We start from the raw sequence: 15319 nt of genomic DNA on the forward strand, positions 1-15319 counted from the left end.
CCGGGTCAGCCTGGGCGACAGCAACGAAACGGCTGATGGAGGCGACCCGGCCGAAGGTGCTCTGCTCGTCGTCGGGGACGTGGTCACGGATGTCGTCGCCCGGCATCGCGGACCGCTGGCGGCCGGTACCGACACGGTCGCCGCCGTCCGCACCGTACCGGGCGGCGCGGGTGCCAACGTCGCGTGCTGGGCGGTGCACGACGGCTGCGCCGACGTGCGGCTCCTCGGCCGGGTGGGCGGCGACTCCGCGGCGTGGCACGAACGCGAACTCGCGGCGAGCGGCGTACGGCCCCTCCTGGTGACCGATCCGCAGACGCCGACCGGCACGGTGATCTGCCTGGTGGACACCGGCGCGTCGGCGGAACGGACGTTCCTCACGGACAGCGGGGCGTCACTGCGGCTCGCACCGGACGACTGGTCGCCCGCATTGCTCGACGGGGTCGCGCGGCTGCATCTGTCGGGCTACCTGTTCTTCTCCGAGCCGAGCCGGGCGCTGGTGTCGGTCGTACTGGAGTCGACACGCACGCGTGGTGTGCCGGTCAGCCTCGACCCGGCGTCGGCGGGGTTCCTCACCGAGCTGGGCGTGAACCGCTTCCTCGACCTCTGCGCGGGCGTGGACGTCCTGCTGCCCAGCCGAGACGAGGCGTGCCTGCTGACCGGGCTGCCCGATCCGGCCGACGCGGCGGCCAAGCTCAGCCGCCATTTCCCTTTGGTCGTCGCCAAGCTGGGGAGGGACGGGGCCCTGGTCGCCCGTTCCGGATCCGTCCGGGCGCATGTCCCGGCGCTGCCCGCGACACCGCGTGACACGACGGGCGCCGGTGACGCCTTCACCGGCGCGTTCCTCGCCGCACTGCTCGTCGGCGCCGGGCCCGAGGAGGCGGCGACGGCGGGGTGCGCGGCGGGGGCGAAGGCCGTGGAACGGGTCGGCGGACGACCGCCCACGGGAAGTCGACGGCGACGCGAAGGAGCGACGCGGGTCCACTGAACGTCTCGACCCCAGGGGGACGTACCCGTGGCACCCGATTCCCGGCTCCCGCCCTGGCTCAGTTCTTGCGCCCCCAGGCCGAGATCATCGGCGCCGTCGCCAGGTCCATGGACCCCGCGGCGACGTTCGCCAGGTGCCGGTCGATCTCCTCCTGGGTGGCCAGGCCCGCGCTGACGAGCTGGTCGCGGATCTGCCGGACCGTCGCGGATTCCAGCGTGTCGCAGGCGGGTGAGGCGACGGGGAAGTACGCGTCGGCCTCCACACCCCGCAGCCCCGCGTCCCGGAGCAGTCGCGGGAGCTTGCGGCCGTAGGCGAGGTCGGCGCCGCGTTCGGCGAGCAGTTTGCGGAAGCCCTGACGCAGCCGGTTCGCCAGCTGCTGCTCGGGGCCGTACTCGTCGGGGCAGAGCAGCGGCTGCAGGGCGGGGTCGGCATCCTCGACGAGGAGCCGGCCGCCGGGCCGCAGGGACTTGATCATCGACCGCAACGCCCTGTCCCGGTCCGGCACATGGACCAGTACGAGCCGGGCGTGCACGAGGTCGAAGCCCTCCCCCGGCGGTTCCTCGGCACCCACGTCGTGGACGCGGACCTCGACCGGCGCGCGGGCTACGGAGGCCGCCCATGACGTGTCGATGTCGGTCGCGACGACCTTCCCCGTCGGACCCACCTTCTTGGCGAGCCAGGACACGACGGACGTGCCGCCCGCCCCGACCTCCCAGCAGCGCCAGCCGGACCCGACGCCGAAGCGTTCCATGTGCCGGAACGTCGTGGGGTCGAAGAGTGTGGCGAGGGCGTCGAAACGCTGTCCCGCCTCCGTCTGCTGGTTGTCGAGGAGATACCCGTCAGCTCGCGTCATGGGGAGATCATCCCAGTTGACCCGCTTGTCGCGAATCGTTGACGCTCCCGTTGTCGGCACCCGCGTCGCCTGAGGGGATTCGCCCGGCGGCACCAGGCGTCGCCGAGGGATGCCGCGTGACGCCAAGCCGTCCGAGGGTTCCGCACCGCGGAACGGAATCTTCCGTTCCCACAGCCTTTTCCGGTGTCCGACCAGGCCTGGCAGACTGGCGCGCCAGGCGCAAAGTGCGGCCCGAGGAGATCCACGCGAGGAGATCCAGATGTCCATGGCAGGGAATTTGCGGAGGGTGACGGCTCTCGGTGCGGTCGACGGCCTCCGCAGAGTGGCACGGATGACACGGCGGCGGCGCCGTGTCGACCTGAGTCACCCCGCCCGTTCGCCGCTGGGCTCCGCGGTGGTGAACTGTGTCGCGTACCAGGACGGCGTCCGGATCCCCGAGGGCCGCGACCTTGTCGACACCGTGCAGCGCATCCGCAAGCGCGACGACGGATTCGTCTGGCTCGGACTGCACGAACCGACCGACCTGGAGTTCGCGGGCATCGCCGAGCTCTTCGACCTGCATCCGCTGGCCGTCGAGGACTCGGTGGAGGCGCATCAGCGTCCGAAGGTGGAGCGGTACGGCGACACCCTCTTCGCGGTGTTCAAAACAGTCTGCTACGTGGAGCACACGGAGTTGACCGCGACCAGTGAAGTGGTGAACACCGGCGAGATCATGGTCTTCGTCGGACCGGACTTCGTCATCACCGTGCGGCACGGACGGCACGGATCCCTGGGCCCGCTGCGCGAGGAGCTGGAGTCCGACGCGAACCAGTTGTCCAAGGGGCCGGCCGCGGTCCTGCACGCGATCGCGGACCATGTGGTCGACGACTATGTGAGCGTCACCGACTCGGTCCAGGGGGACATCGACCAGGTCGAGGCCGATGTGTTCGCCGAGAACGGCGCACGCACGGACGCCGGCCGCATCTACCAGCTCAAGCGTGAACTCCTCGAACTGAAGCGGGCCGTGGTCCCGCTCGCCCGGCCCGTCCAGGAGCTGGCGACCCGGCCGACCCGCGTGGTCGACCCGGAGATACAGGCGTACTTCCGGGACGTCTCCGACCATCTGCTGCGGGCCACCGAGCAGATAGCCGCCTTCGACGAACTCCTCAACTCCATCCTGCAGGCGCATCTCGCGCAGGTGACGGTGGCGCAGAACGAGGACATGCGGAAGATCACGGCATGGGCGGCGGTCATCGCCGTCCCGACCATGGTCTGCGGCGTGTACGGCATGAACTTCGACAACATGCCCGAACTGCACTGGAGGTTCGGCTACCCCATCGTCATCGGCGCCATATCCATCGGCTGTCTCGTCCTCTACCGAGGGTTCAGGCGCAACGGCTGGCTCTGACCCGTCTCTCGCCCGGCGCGGCCGGCCGGACGAGAGAGTACGCCGCGTATCCGGACGAGCGCGCGCCGCGTATTCGACATGGACCGGCGTCGGGTCGCTCGGGACCCGGTCGCTTCGGGTCGGGTCGCTTCGGGACCCGGTCGCTTCGCGCCGCTGTCCAGTCGGGTCGGATCGAGGAGGTCGGCAAGGTCGGGAGATCGACTGGGTCAGCCCGTCGCGCTGCTCGCGCCTCGGGCGTAGACGCTCTCGACCCAGGCGGCGAGCTGTTCGTCGCTGACGTGCCGGGCGAGGTCGGCCTCGCTGATCATGCCGACGAGTCGCTTGTCCTCGATCACCGGAAGTCGGCGGATCTGGTGCCCCTTCATCTCCTGGAGCACTTCGCCGACATCGGCGCCGGCCTCGATCCAACGCGGTGTGCCTTGGGCCATCTCGCCCGCGGTGACCTGTGCCGGGTCGTGGCCCATGGCCACACAGCCGACGACGATATCGCGGTCCGTGAGGATGCCGCAGAGGCGTTCGTTCTGGTCGCTGATGGGCAGGGCGCCCACGTTGAGCTCGCGCATCAGCTGGGCGGCGCGGTCCAGGGTCTCGTGGGCGGGGATCCACTGGGCACCACGGTGCATGATGTCTCCGGCGGTGGTCATGTAGTACCTCCCGGTGCCGGACGGCCGGCGCGGCGCGGAAGACACCGCTAGTCCCGGCGCCCTTTATTCTCGCCGTGCCCCAGGGGCTGCGCACCTGGAAGTACGTGTATCCGGGCGGCCGGCGGACCGAGTCGAGGGCCGTCGGACCGAGGGGACGGGCGAAGGGCCGAGGGGACGAGACGGCCGAGGGCACCGGAGCGGCCGAGGGCACGGGGACGGCCGAGGGGACGGGAGCGGCCGAGGGCACGGGGACGACCGAAGGGACGGGAGCGGCCGAAGGGACGGGAGCGGCCGAAGGGACGGGAGCGGCCGAAGGGACGGGGGCGGACGTCGTGGTCGGCCGTTCCACGCCGGTCAGCCGTTCCACGCCGGGTGGCGGGGGTCGTCGGCTCGCACCAGGACGTCGGCCGTGGTGGCTGGGCCCACCTCGCTCTCGTAGCGGGCGAACGCGGGCAGGGTCCAGTGCTCCGCCTCGGGGGTACGGCGGCGGAGGGCCCCTGGGGAGAGGAGTACGTGGACGCTCAGGTCGAACGGGAACCAGTGGCGCAGAAGGAGGGGGCCATGGAGCAACAGGATTCCGCCGGGCGGGAGTTGGACGTAGGGGCTGCGGGTGGCCCGGTCGGTGGCGGGGTCCCAGAGGTCGGGCAGGACCCTGCCGTCGCCGCCGGGTTCGAGGGGCCCGAAGACCTCGCGCCAGAGCGCGCCGGTGTCGAACCAGCCGTCGTAATAGGCCTCGACGTCCTGGTGACCGTATTCCAGCCGGAGCGAGGCGGGGCGCAGGAAGCCCTCCGCGCCGACGACCAGCGAGGAACGGCCCCGTATGCGCAGCGCCTCGAAGACGCGGTGCGCGAGTTCGCCGGGGCGGGCGGCCGGGGCTCCGTCGAAGGCGATGCGCGGCCAGGGGCTGCCGTCCTCCGGTTTCAGGTCGAGCAGACGGTCGGCGAGGAGGTCGCCGAGCCGTTCCCAGGTGATCGCTTCGAGTCGCACAGGGCCATGATGCCGCGAGCGGGATGGGACCCGGTCGGCGCGGCGGGCCGCGAGCGGGCACGGGAGGCAGGTCGGCCGGGGCGCGGGCTGTGCGGGGTATTGCCCGACGACGTAGATGTGGCGCCGGTCCGGGGAAGGAACCGCCTATGGCACCGATCGCTGATCCCCCGCACCGGAGCGGACTTCTCGTCGTCCAGCCGCTCAAGAAGCGGCGCTGTGTCGAGTGCCGGAGCGGGCCGCTCGCACTGCTGGTGCTGGAGGAGGGGGCGCCCCGGTGTCTGGACTGTGCGGATCTCGGACACCTGGTGTTCCTGCCGCGCGGTGACACCGCGCTGACGCGCAGATCGCGGGAGGGCAGCACATTGTCGGCCGTGGTGGTGCGGTTCAACCGGCGGCGGGGTCGGTACGAGCGACAGGGCGTCATGGTCGAGGAGGCGGCGCTCGCCCTGGCCGAGGAGCGGTGTCTGGCGGACGCGGAGGCACGGCGGCGACGCCGGGCCCGGGACGCCCGGCGCCGGGAGGCGGAGGATGTCCGCTTCATGGACGCGTTCGCGCGGGAGATACGCCGGCTGTTTCCGCACTGTCCGGCCGACCGGGCGCGAGCGATCGCCGCACACGCCTCGGTGCGCGGCAGCGGGCGGGTCGGGCGGAGCTCGGCGGGCCGCGCGCTGTCCGAGGCGGCCGTGACCGCTGCGGTCCGCGCGTCCGTACGGCACACGGAGACCCCGTACGACCAACTGCTGATGAGCGGCGTTTCGCGGTACGAGGCGCGCCGCAGGATCGCGGCCACGGTGGAGACAAGGCTCTGCGAATGGCGTGACGACATCACCGCGCGGGCGTGATGGAGCGCTCACGCAGGTGTGAGCGGACCCTCGGCGGGCGGGAGCGGACGCTCGGCACGTATGAGTGGACGCTCACGCACGGGTACGTGTTGCTCGCCCATCGCAACTGTCGTCGTAGCGGATTTCACTTGTGGTGACGGTCGGCGCTGTGCAGGATCTTGGGTGCGGCCGGTTCGACGCGGGAGTGGACATGATCGATGGACCGTATTTCGTGCTGACGCTGCTGGGGGTGCTCGGCTGCGGGCTGGTGGCCGGTGTGTTCTGCGGGTTCTCGACGTTCGTGATGAGGGCGCTCGCCCAGCTGCCGCCGGCGCAGGGAATCGCGGCGATGAACGCGATCAACGTCGCCGCGGTCCGTCCCCCGTTCATGCTGGTGTTCGCCGGGTCGGCGGTGCTGTGCTCGGTGCTCGCGGTGGTGACCTTCGTGCTGCTGCCGGACAAGGGGACCGTGGAGTTGCTGCTCGGCAGCGCGCTGTATCTGTTCGGGGCGTTCGGGGTGACGATCGCGGCGAACGTCCCACGCAATGACGCGCTGTTGAAACTGGACCCCGGAACACCGCAGGCCGCCGCCTACTGGCCCACGTTTGTGCGCCAGTGGACGATGTGGAACCACGTCCGCACCGCCGCCGCGGCCGCCGCGGCGGTGTCGTACGCCCTCGCCCTCACCTGAGCCGTCCGCGCCTCCCCTCGCCTGAGCCACCCGTCCGTCCGTCCCCACGACTGTGTGCGTCCGCGCCCCCAGCCGTGTGCACGTCCGCCCCTCCCCCAGCCGCCTGCACGTCCGCCCGCGTCGAGCCCTGGACCGAGCCCTGGTCCGAGCCCCCGGTCCGCTGTCGTCCGGGACGGCGGCGTATGCGCAGGCGACGTATCGTGGCGGGAAAGGAGTGTCGCCCGGATTCCGTGGCCGTTGACGGCCGACGGCCGTGCGGTCGCGCATCGGTACGCGTATATGAGGGAGACGGCCATGGCCGATCCCAAGGGTTTCATGACCACACCGCGCCAGGAGTATCCGCGCCGGCCCATCCAGGAGCGGGTGCGGGACTGGAACGAGGTGTACGTTCCCGGAGCCCTGTTGCCGATCATCGAGAAACAGGCCGACCGGTGCATGGACTGCGGCATCCCCTTCTGTCATGACGCGTGCCCACTGGGCAACCTGATCCCCGAGTGGAACGACCTCGTCTCACGGGACGACTGGCGGGCGGCCAGCGACCGGCTGCACGCGACGAACAACTTCCCCGAGTTCACCGGGCGGTTGTGCCCCGCGCCGTGCGAGGCCGGCTGTGTGCTGGCGATCAACCAGCCCGCGGTCACCATAAAGAACGTCGAGGTCGCCATCGCCGACCGTGCCTGGGAGGACGGGTTCACACCGCCGCGTCCGCCGGACCGGCTCTCGGGGCGGACGGTCGCGATCGTCGGATCGGGGCCCAGCGGGCTCGCCGCGGCACAGCAGCTGACGCGGGCCGGGCACACGGTGGCCGTGTACGAACGGGCCGACCGGATCGGCGGCCTGCTGCGGTACGGAATCCCCGCCTTCAAGATGGAGAAGCGGCAGCTGAACCGGCGGCTGGCCCAAATGCGCGCCGAGGGAACCAAGTTCCGCACGTCGACGACGATCGGCACCGACATCGGGGCGACCGAGCTCAAGGCCCGCTACGACGCCGTGATTCTCGCGCTAGGGGCCACGACCTGGCGCGAACTGGACGTACCCGGACGGCAGTTGTCCGGCATCCATCAGGCCATGGAGTATCTTCCGCTGGCCGACCGGGTGTGCGAGGGGGATCTGGAGGTCTCTCCGTTGTCCGCCGCGGGCAGGCATGTGGTGATCGTCGGCGGCGGTGACACCGGAGCCGACTGCCTGGGGACGGCCGTGCGCGAGGGTGCCGCGTCCGTGACCCAGCTCGACATCTATCCGCAGGCGGAGGCCGAGCGCGACGAGGATGCCGAGCCGTGGCCGACGTATCCGAAGATCTACCGGCTCTCCGCCGCGCACGAGGAGGCCGGCGCGCTGGGCACGGCACCCGCCGCGGACGCGGACGCGCGGCTCTTCGCCGCGTCCACGCTCCAGTTCGGCGGAGGTGCGGACGGGCGGGTGCGCTCGCTGCATATCGTCGAGGTCGACGAGCGGCGTAGCCCGATCCCCGGTTCCGGGCGGACCCTGCCCGCCGACCTCGTACTGCTCGCCCTCGGCTTCTTGGGCCCGGACCGGCACGACGGCCTGATCGACCAGCTCGGACTGACACTTGAGCCGCGTGGCACGATCGCGCGCGGCGCCGACTTCGGCACGAACGTTCCCGGGGTGTACGCCGCCGGGGACGCGGCACGCGGCGCGTCGCTCGTCGTGTGGGCGATCGCCGAGGGCCGGGCCGTCGCCGCGGCCGTGGACAGGGCCCTGATCGGTGCGGGCCGCCCGCGCCTGCCGGCCCCGATCGGACCGTACGACCGGCCGATGACGGCGTAGCGCCGCCACATCGCGCCCCGAAAGTCCGCACCCAGCCGCGGGGTCCCCGTGCTCAGGAATACACAGCGGCGGGGTGCGGAACTCCCGTGCAAGACCTACGGTTTGCGTCCCACCGCCCCGTAGCCGGGGATGACCCCGTCGTCCTGTCCCGGCACCGGTGCGCCCAGTTCCGGGTGCCACTCGTGGACCACCGCGACGCCCGGCTCGACCAGGTCGAGGCCGTCGAAGAAGCGGCCGAACTCCTCGCGGGAGCGCAGTGCCAGGGTGACGCCGGCCGCCTTGAGCTTCGCGATCGCCGCCGCCGACTCCTCGGGGGTGAAGTCGGCGGTGGCGTGGGTGACCATCAGGTAGCTGCCGGAGGGCAGTTCGGAGAGCAGGCGGCCGACCAGGGCGTGCGCGCCGTCCGCGTCGGCGACGAAGTGGAGCAGCGCCACGAGGGAGAGCGCCACGGGCCGGCCGAAGTCCAGGACCTTCCTTGCCCCGTCGAGAATGGCGTCCGGGTCCCGCACATCGGCCTGCAGATATTCGGTCATTCCCGCGTCCGAGCTGCGCAGCAGGGCTGCCGCGTGGGCCAGCACGATCGGGTCGTTGTCGCAGTACACGACCCGCGCGTCGGATGCGACGGCCTGGGCGATCTGGTGAAGGTTCGGCTCGGTCGGGATGCCGGTGCCGATGTCGAGGAACTGCCGGACACCGTTCTGGGCCAGCCATCGTGTGGCCCGGTGCATGAAGGCGCGGTTGACCCGGGCCATCACCGGCACCCTCGGATCGAGGGTGAGCATCTGACGGCCCATTTCCTCGTCGACGGGGTAGTTGTCCTTGCCGCCGAGATACCAGTCGTACATCCGCGCGGGATGCGGCTTGCTCGTGTCGATTCCGATGGGGGGCTGCCCGGTCATGACGGTCTCCGTAAGTCCGCGCCGTGGTAGGTGATCAACTCAGAACCAAATTCAGGGAAGTCGGGAAAAGAGAAAGCAAGTCGTTCAGGAAAGAAGGAAGTCCGCCTCTCCCGCTTTCGCACCCTGGATGAAAGCGGTCATCTCGCCGGGCGTATAGATGAGGGCGGGACCGTCCGGGTCGGCCGACTGACGCACGGCGATACGGCCGTCGGCGAGTTTCATCGCCTCCAGGCAGTTGCCGCCGTTTCCGCCGCTCCACGGCTTGTGCCAGCCCTCGCTGCCCAGTTCACGGGCGGGCATTCCGTTGTAGATGCGCACGTTGCCTATTCGCGGGTTGATGCGTTCCGGCGTGATGCGTTCCATTCACAGCTCCTTGCGGAGATCCCGGAGGATCTCCTTCGTGCGATGTGCCGTGGCGGCTTGAGCCGCCATGCGGTCCATGACCTCCAGGTGGGTCGCCACCTCGGAACGCGCGTCCAGGTAGACAGCGCCGGTCAGGTACTCGCTGTAGACCATGTCCGGGAGTTCCGGCATGGCAAATCGGAACAGCACAAAGGGCCCGTACGTGCCGGGGTGCGGACCCGAGGAGAACGGGATCACCTGCAACGTCACATGGGGCAGCTTCGTGGCCTGAAGCAACTTGTCGATCTGGGCACGCATCACCTCGGGGCCGCCGATGGTGCGGCGCAGCACCGTCTCGTCCATCACGGCCCATATCCGGGGTGCGTCCTGACGCGTGAGCAGATCCTGGCGTTGCATGCGCAGCGCCACATGGCGCTCGATGTCCTCGGGCCTGGTCTGCCCGATGGCCCCCGCCTTCAGGACGCCGCGGGCGTAGTCCTCGGTCTGCAACAGGCCGGGAACGAAGTGCGGTTCGTAGGAGCGCAGAAGGGCGGCGGCGCCTTCCAGACTGACGTGCATGGAGAACCAGTCGGGCAGGATGTCGTGGAACCGCTGCCACCAGCCGGGCTTGTTGGCGTCCTCTGCCAGTTGGACAAAGGCCTCGGCCTCCTCGTCGCTGACGCCGTACGACTTCAGCAGGAGCTGGAGGTACGGGATCTTGAGGGAGACCTCGGCCATCTCCATGCGGCGGACCGTCGCGGGGGCGACGCGCAGGATCCGCGCGGCCTCCTCACGCTTGAGACCCGCGCGTTCCCGCAGGTCCAGCAGTCGCCGGCCGAGGACGACCTGGCCGACCGTCGGCGCGGACCGCGGTTCGCTCACGTCCCACCTCCACTGAGTCCGGACAGCCCGGCCGGCGCCGTCCGGGTTCTTCCTCGTCTTCCTCGACGATCCCAACTGGCGCCGCTCGGCTTGCTGTTGCGAGCAGTGTGCCACGCGCCCCCACGGCGTCACACGGCACTCTGCATTTTTCAGAGTGAGTCTTGCCAAGTGTTCGCGGCGAGGCGATAGTGGCAAGCGTGATTCCGTCCGCGCCGTTAGGAACAGACGCCGCCGAAGACCGGTTCGGTCTCCGTGCCGCCATGGGACAGCACCCCGGCGCGGCCGCAGAGCGCCGGTTCCGCTTCGAGCTGGCCGCACACCCGGGCTCCGTGGCTCAGGCGAGACGCCTGACCCGGTCCCGCCTGTCCGGTTGGGCGGTGTGCGAGGACACCTGCGACACGGCGGCCCTCGTGGTCTCGGAGCTGGTCACCAACGCGATCGTGCATGCCGCCGGGCAACGCGTCGTCTGCGAACTGCACGACGCCGAAGACCTGGTGCGCATAGCCGTGTGTGACGAGGGATGCGCTCCGGGCGAGCCGCACCCCTCCCCGCAACGGCCCGATGAGGAGCACGGGAGGGGATTGCTTCTCGTCGCGGCAGTGTCCAGGGCCTGGGGGGCCCAGGACACCGGGCCCGGCCTGCTGGTGTGGGCGGAGATCGCACGCGCGGCAGGCCGGGCCGAAGACACCACGGACACCACCCGGGAGACCTGGCCGAACCCGGGTGACCCGGACGACCGGCATGACCTGGACGAACTGGACCGGCTCGACACCGAATTCGAGGCCGAGTCGGCCGCGGGGCCGACCGGACGGCCCCGCGAAGCCCGGTCCGACCAGGGCCCGCCCGACGCCGACACCGGCCCGCGGGCGGACCTGGGCTGGAGCGCGAAGAAGCCCCCGAACGACCCTCGAGGCACCGGGGCGGAGGGATCCTGGGCGGCGGGAACCGTGGGGAACCCCCAATCGCCCTCCGCCCTGAGCGGAAGTCAGGGTCGGGATCTGCGTCAGGATCGGGATCTGCATCGGGAACGAGATCTACATCTGGATCTCCATCGGGAACGGAATCGGGATCGGGAGAGCCTGTGAGCCGTACGTCGGCGGCGGGGCCTGCGGCGCGGGTCCTGAGCCTGGACACGCTCGTCCGCATGAAGCGCGGACGGCGACAGTCCGGGCCGCCGAGGCGTCTCCCCGTCCCCGAGGGCATGAAGGTGCCGCTGGGCTGCGACGCGGTGTCGGTACCCGCCCACTTCGGGCCTCTGCTGCTGTCGAGGCTGCCGCGCGTGGGCTGCGTCTACGCGGACCCGGCGCACTGGTGGTTGATCGTTCCTTCAGACTCCGATGTCGCGTTGGCGTGGCCGGCGCCCGCCCACTACGTCACGGGTGCGGTCGTGCCGGACTCACCTCGGATTCCCGGGCTCATCCACAAACCGGATAGTACGGTTCCGTATACCCCGCCGATACCTCTGTATCTGGCCCTGTGCCGGGTCACGGGGACGACACCCGCCTGGTCGCGCCCGATCAGCGCGTGAGCGCCGCGGCTCGGGGGCTCACCGGGATCGCCTGACGCTCTCACGGTCGCGTCCGGAGTGCGCCCCGGCCAGCCGGTCACCGGTCGCCAGTCGCCAGTCGCCGCGAAACACCGTCGGCCTGGCCCCGACACGCGGACGGATTCCCTGAGTTGACTCTCTGGGAGATGGTGGCACTGTCCCCATACGTGCGACCTGCCCCAGCCCCGGCCCCTGCCCCTGCTTCTGCCCCTTCTCCTGCTCGCGTTACGGGCGGATCGGTTCACGGTGAAGGTGCTCGCGCCCATGGGCTGCTGGTTCCGCGGCCCTCACTCGACGCCGTCTGCACCGCCCACGACGACCAGGAACGCGTCGGAGGCGAGATCCATGACGACCTCCGCGGCCTGGCCCTCCTGGCGGCGCGCCTGTGCGAACTCCTCCGCGGGCCACGACCCGCGCGGTCCGCCGGCGGGAAAGCGCTCCAGCACCATTCGCCCGTTCACCCTTTACCTCCATGTCGCGCTGCTCTCCAGAGTTAAACGCCTGCCATGGGGTGAACGGCTCGGGAAGTGACGGTACTGAGACGAAGTCGACACCAGGTATCAGGCCCGTCCCGCGACGGGTGCCGCTGGTCCCCGGCGTTCGTCCCCGGAAGTCGTCGGACCTCGTCCCGAACCGCGCCGGACCTCGTCCCGAATCGCGTCAGAACTCGTACTCGTCGTGGTACCGCACCTGCTCGCTGCCCGCAGGTGCCCCCAATGCGGATGCGCGGCCCTTGGGCTCCTCCCACTCCTCCTGCCGTCCCAGCGCGGTGAGATCCAGGAGAGAGGTCGTGGAGCCGAGGCCGTCAAGACCGCGTTCGTATGTGGAGTACGTATGGAAGACGCGGTCGCGGTCACGCAGGAAGCAGCTCATCCCGGGCCGCTCGTAGGGTTCGTGTCCACCGATCGACACCTGGAAGTCGTAGTTGAAGTCACTGTCGTACGACGAGTACCAGGGGACCGTCCAGCCCATCCGAGCCTTGAACGGCAGGATCTTCGTGTACGGCGCCCGGGACACCGCGGCGAACTCGGTTCCGCGGGCCCGCACATGGGCGAGGTGCCCGATCTGGTCGAGGAACGCCGAGCAGCTGCGGCAGCCCGCGTCCCACTCGGGAGCGAACATGAAGTGGTAGAGGACGAGTTGGTCCCGTTTCCGGAAGAGGTCGGGCAACGTCGCCTTCCCGTCCCCGCTCTCGAAGACGTACTCCTTGTCGATCTCGACCATCGGCAGTCCGCGCCGCTCGGCGTTGAGAGCGTCACGCGCACGGGTGGCTGCCTTCTCCTTGACCAGCAGTTCCTCGCGCGCGGCCTGCCACTCCTCACGCGAGACGATCTGCGGAAGCGTCATCTGCTCCTCCTGTGAACGGTGCCTACTCTGTGGTGGACGCCCGGGAGAAGCGGAACTCATCGGCATGGCGCCAAGATTTTCGGGGATCGGGAGCATCCGGCGCGGGCCGAGCAGGCCCGTGCGCGTCGCGCGCCGAAAGACCGTACGAGTGAGCCCCCGTGAGCGTCACACCGCGAGCGGACGCGCGGGCGCTGCCCGGAGTCCCGCCCGCTCGCGTCGCTCGGCCAGTTCGCCGAGCAGTTCGTTGATCCGGTCGGTGTGCCGGGGTGTGAGCCGACCGGTGTCGTCGAGCTGCACGGCACACGCCGTGGTCGTGTCGACGAGCCGTTCAAGGGTCGCCGCGACCTCGTCCGTTCCCTCGGAGTGCCGTGCCAGGGCGGGGAGTTCGGCGGCGGCGAGGTCGATCGCGGCGCGGGCCTCGGCGAGCGCGCGGTAGGCCTCCCGGCGCAGGACCCAGCGGCCCGTACGGTCGCGGGCCGTGCCGTCGCTCAGCACATGGGCAAGATAGACGTCGGCCGCCTCGGTGGCCCGGGTCAGCCTCGCCCGCACGGTCCCGCCGCGCTGTCCGAGCGTCGGCAGATGGCCGACGAGCAGCACGATGGCGCAGGCCAGCAGTGTCTCCACGATCCGGTTCCAGGAGGCCTGCGGCTCGCCTCCGACCATCACGAGGGCGAGGACGAGGACGGTGACGACGGCGGTCTGCGCGGCGAAGTGGCGGGTGGCGACGGGGATGAGGGCGCCGCTGACCGCGACCAGGGCGACGAATCCCTCCGGCCGCGGCAGCAGGAGGGCGAGCCCCGCGAAGGCGACCGCTCCGAGGACGGTTCCCGCCGCCCGGCACAGCACGCGTGAGGCGAGCGGTCCGAGATCGGGCTTGACGAGGAAGACGGCGGTCGCCGGGAGCCAGTACCAGTGCGGGTGGTTGCCGTACCAGCGCGCGTGGTGCAGGGCCTGTGCCACGGCGACGCTCGCGCCGAAGCAGAGGGCGACCCGGATGCCGTACTCGCGCCCCGCGGAACCGAGCACGGTGCGTACGAGCGACACAGCGGTACGCCGCCGGGTGTGCAGGGCGTTCCCGGTGCCCCGGTCGAAGGCCTCGGCGGCTTGCAGCAGGGCGTCGTGGAGGGCGCGCAGCGCGGGTACCACGGATGTTCTCCCGAGCGCGCCGGACCTGGTACCGGGGACGGCGGGCGCCGGCAGCGGACCGGTGGGGGCGCCGGTGCGGACGGCGACGGCGAGCCGCCGGGGGCCCTCCGCAGCCCGTGCGGGCACGGCCTCGCCCGCCCAGACGAGCGCCGTCGCGGCCTCGGCGAGCGGCAGGGCGGCGGCGTACTGCGCGTGCAGTCGACGCTCGGCCGCGGAACTTGCGTATCGCCGCAGCCGGGGCCCGTCGAGCGCGTCCTGCGCGTGGTCGAGGGCCGCGGTCAGCGCGACGCGCCGCCGGGTCGCGTCGGGGCCGCCCGCGGCGAGCAGCAGGTGGGCGATGGCGTCGTAGACACCGCCGACGGCGTCCCGCTCCCCGTCGAAGCGGTAGTCCCCGGTGTTCACCGCGGTCGTCGGCAGTGCGAGCCGCAGGGCGAGCAGCCAGCCGGCCCCGCCGAGAAAGAGGAGCGCGCGCACCCACCCCGCTTCGGGCAACGGCATCCCGGCCCCGATCGCCGAGGCGACCAACAGCTGGGTCCCGGACCCGGAAGCCACGGGTCCGACCGCGCTGACGGCTCCGGCGAACAGGCCGAGCCCGGTGAGGACAAGGGTGAGCGTCACGGCGCCGGTGTGCTGTCCGGTGTACGACCCGATGAGCAGACCGGCGGCCCCGGCGAGAGCCGGCACTCCGAGCCGCTCGACGGCGACCCGCCTGCTGCCCGGCCGGTCGTTGATCCCCGTCAGCATGGCGCCGAGGGCCGCGATCACTCCGAGTGAGGTACGACCACTCAGTACGGCCGCGAGCAACAGCGGACCGGCGGCGAGCGCGCCCCGCAGGACCGCGTTCCAGGGGACCGGTCCGCGCTGCGCGCGCAGGGCATGGGCGAGCCAGGGTGGTACGGCGAGGCGGGTGAGGCGCACGGGGCTCCTGTCGGGCGAGGGCGGGGTGCCTTCGGGCGACGTCGGCCGGGCTCGTGTCGTTACCAGGGTAGTGCGCGTTGCCT

The 15319-nt window shown here is 71.1% G+C and carries 16 protein-coding genes; 7 read left to right on the top strand and 9 right to left on the bottom strand.

Annotated elements, in window-relative coordinates:
* The first annotated feature begins 10 nt into the window (after nucleotides 1-10).
* Nucleotides 11-985, top strand: a complete 975-nt coding sequence (locus tag ACZ4N5_RS16615) for a carbohydrate kinase family protein (protein ID WP_467757979.1) — start codon at nucleotides 11-13, stop codon at nucleotides 983-985.
* Between the two features lie 58 nt (nucleotides 986-1043).
* Here ACZ4N5_RS16615 and ACZ4N5_RS16620 read toward each other — a convergent pair whose 3' ends face one another.
* Complete coding sequence (locus ACZ4N5_RS16620; protein WP_467757796.1) at nucleotides 1044-1838, bottom strand: methyltransferase domain-containing protein; 795 nt, start codon at nucleotides 1836-1838, stop codon at nucleotides 1044-1046.
* Nucleotides 1839-2097: 259 nt separating this feature from the next.
* On the opposite strand from ACZ4N5_RS16620, the gene ACZ4N5_RS16625 reads away from it, so the two are divergent.
* Nucleotides 2098-3225 carry a magnesium and cobalt transport protein CorA gene (locus tag ACZ4N5_RS16625; protein ID WP_467757797.1) on the top strand — a complete coding sequence of 376 codons (1128 nt, stop codon included), beginning with the start codon at nucleotides 2098-2100 and terminating at the stop codon, nucleotides 3223-3225.
* Between the two features lie 206 nt (nucleotides 3226-3431).
* On the opposite strand, the gene ACZ4N5_RS16630 is transcribed toward ACZ4N5_RS16625, so the two are convergent.
* Together ACZ4N5_RS16630 and ACZ4N5_RS16635 are read right to left on the bottom strand one after the other, a co-directional pair.
* Entirely contained in the window at nucleotides 3432-3869 is a 438-nt protein-coding gene (locus ACZ4N5_RS16630) for a CBS domain-containing protein (protein WP_467757798.1), read from the bottom strand.
* Nucleotides 3870-4223: 354 nt separating this feature from the next.
* On the bottom strand, nucleotides 4224-4856 hold the full coding sequence (locus tag ACZ4N5_RS16635; RefSeq protein WP_467757799.1) for a nucleoside/nucleotide kinase family protein: 633 nt from the start codon (nucleotides 4854-4856) through the stop codon (nucleotides 4224-4226).
* A 146-nt stretch (nucleotides 4857-5002) separates the two neighbouring features.
* Between ACZ4N5_RS16635 and ACZ4N5_RS16640 the strand changes: the two genes are divergently transcribed.
* The 3 genes from ACZ4N5_RS16640 (at nucleotide 5003) to ACZ4N5_RS16650 (ending at nucleotide 8156) form a co-directional block, all read left to right on the top strand.
* Nucleotides 5003-5698, top strand: coding sequence for a DUF2293 domain-containing protein (locus tag ACZ4N5_RS16640; protein WP_467757800.1), 696 nt, complete (start codon nucleotides 5003-5005; stop codon nucleotides 5696-5698).
* Between the two features lie 190 nt (nucleotides 5699-5888).
* On the top strand, nucleotides 5889-6368 hold the full coding sequence (locus tag ACZ4N5_RS16645) for an anthrone oxygenase family protein (protein ID WP_467757801.1): 480 nt from the start codon (nucleotides 5889-5891) through the stop codon (nucleotides 6366-6368).
* Nucleotides 6369-6662: 294 nt separating this feature from the next.
* On the top strand, nucleotides 6663-8156 hold the full coding sequence (locus ACZ4N5_RS16650; protein ID WP_467757802.1) for a glutamate synthase subunit beta: 1494 nt from the start codon (nucleotides 6663-6665) through the stop codon (nucleotides 8154-8156).
* Between the two features lie 95 nt (nucleotides 8157-8251).
* On the opposite strand, the gene ACZ4N5_RS16655 is transcribed toward ACZ4N5_RS16650, so the two are convergent.
* The 3 genes from ACZ4N5_RS16655 to ACZ4N5_RS16665 all read right to left on the bottom strand — a co-directional run bounded on the left by ACZ4N5_RS16655 (nucleotide 8252) and on the right by ACZ4N5_RS16665 (nucleotide 10279).
* Nucleotides 8252-9055: an SAM-dependent methyltransferase gene (locus tag ACZ4N5_RS16655; RefSeq protein ID WP_467757803.1), complete on the bottom strand. Its 804-nt coding sequence runs from the start codon at nucleotides 9053-9055 to the stop codon at nucleotides 8252-8254.
* An 84-nt stretch (nucleotides 9056-9139) separates the two neighbouring features.
* Nucleotides 9140-9418 carry a DUF397 domain-containing protein gene (locus ACZ4N5_RS16660; protein ID WP_261703428.1) on the bottom strand — a complete coding sequence of 93 codons (279 nt, stop codon included), beginning with the start codon at nucleotides 9416-9418 and terminating at the stop codon, nucleotides 9140-9142.
* Nucleotides 9419-10279, bottom strand: coding sequence for a helix-turn-helix domain-containing protein (locus ACZ4N5_RS16665; RefSeq protein ID WP_355855375.1), 861 nt, complete (start codon nucleotides 10277-10279; stop codon nucleotides 9419-9421). It abuts the gene before it with no gap.
* Nucleotides 10280-10539: 260 nt separating this feature from the next.
* On the opposite strand from ACZ4N5_RS16665, the gene ACZ4N5_RS16670 reads away from it, so the two are divergent.
* Together ACZ4N5_RS16670 and ACZ4N5_RS16675 are read left to right on the top strand one after the other, a co-directional pair.
* On the top strand, nucleotides 10540-11364 hold the full coding sequence (locus ACZ4N5_RS16670) for an ATP-binding protein (RefSeq protein WP_467757804.1): 825 nt from the start codon (nucleotides 10540-10542) through the stop codon (nucleotides 11362-11364).
* Between the two features lie 59 nt (nucleotides 11365-11423).
* Nucleotides 11424-11807 (top strand): hypothetical protein, encoded by a 384-nt coding sequence (locus ACZ4N5_RS16675; protein WP_467757980.1) that lies wholly within the window; start codon nucleotides 11424-11426, stop codon nucleotides 11805-11807.
* 305 nt (nucleotides 11808-12112) lie between these two features.
* Here ACZ4N5_RS16675 and ACZ4N5_RS16680 read toward each other — a convergent pair whose 3' ends face one another.
* The 3 genes from ACZ4N5_RS16680 to ACZ4N5_RS16690 all read right to left on the bottom strand — a co-directional run bounded on the left by ACZ4N5_RS16680 (nucleotide 12113) and on the right by ACZ4N5_RS16690 (nucleotide 15236).
* Entirely contained in the window at nucleotides 12113-12286 is a 174-nt protein-coding gene (locus ACZ4N5_RS16680; protein ID WP_261703432.1) for a hypothetical protein, read from the bottom strand.
* A 199-nt stretch (nucleotides 12287-12485) separates the two neighbouring features.
* Complete coding sequence (locus ACZ4N5_RS16685; protein ID WP_467757805.1) at nucleotides 12486-13172, bottom strand: DUF899 domain-containing protein; 687 nt, start codon at nucleotides 13170-13172, stop codon at nucleotides 12486-12488.
* Nucleotides 13173-13337: 165 nt separating this feature from the next.
* Nucleotides 13338-15236 (bottom strand): FUSC family protein, encoded by a 1899-nt coding sequence (locus ACZ4N5_RS16690; protein ID WP_467757806.1) that lies wholly within the window; start codon nucleotides 15234-15236, stop codon nucleotides 13338-13340.
* Nucleotides 15237-15319: the final 83 nt, after the last annotated feature.

It is taken from the genome of Streptomyces sp. NPDC026500 (genome assembly GCF_055567635.1).

Excerpts from the sequence above, each read along its gene's own strand:
- ACZ4N5_RS16620 (WP_467757796.1), bottom strand. The coding sequence starts at position 1,838 with ATGACGCGAGCTGACGGGTATCTCCTCGACAACCAGCAGACGGAGGCG.
- ACZ4N5_RS16625 (WP_467757797.1), top strand. The coding sequence starts at position 2,098 with ATGTCCATGGCAGGGAATTTGCGGAGGGTGACGGCTCTCGGTGCGGTC.
- ACZ4N5_RS16630 (WP_467757798.1), bottom strand. The coding sequence starts at position 3,869 with ATGACCACCGCCGGAGACATCATGCACCGTGGTGCCCAGTGGATCCCC.
- ACZ4N5_RS16640 (WP_467757800.1), top strand. The coding sequence starts at position 5,003 with ATGGCACCGATCGCTGATCCCCCGCACCGGAGCGGACTTCTCGTCGTC.
- ACZ4N5_RS16645 (WP_467757801.1), top strand. The coding sequence starts at position 5,889 with ATGATCGATGGACCGTATTTCGTGCTGACGCTGCTGGGGGTGCTCGGC.
- ACZ4N5_RS16650 (WP_467757802.1), top strand. The coding sequence starts at position 6,663 with ATGGCCGATCCCAAGGGTTTCATGACCACACCGCGCCAGGAGTATCCG.
- ACZ4N5_RS16655 (WP_467757803.1), bottom strand. The coding sequence starts at position 9,055 with ATGACCGGGCAGCCCCCCATCGGAATCGACACGAGCAAGCCGCATCCC.
- ACZ4N5_RS16660 (WP_261703428.1), bottom strand. The coding sequence starts at position 9,418 with ATGGAACGCATCACGCCGGAACGCATCAACCCGCGAATAGGCAACGTG.
- ACZ4N5_RS16670 (WP_467757804.1), top strand. The coding sequence starts at position 10,540 with ATGGGACAGCACCCCGGCGCGGCCGCAGAGCGCCGGTTCCGCTTCGAG.
- ACZ4N5_RS16675 (WP_467757980.1), top strand. The coding sequence starts at position 11,424 with ATGAAGCGCGGACGGCGACAGTCCGGGCCGCCGAGGCGTCTCCCCGTC.
- ACZ4N5_RS16685 (WP_467757805.1), bottom strand. The coding sequence starts at position 13,172 with ATGACGCTTCCGCAGATCGTCTCGCGTGAGGAGTGGCAGGCCGCGCGC.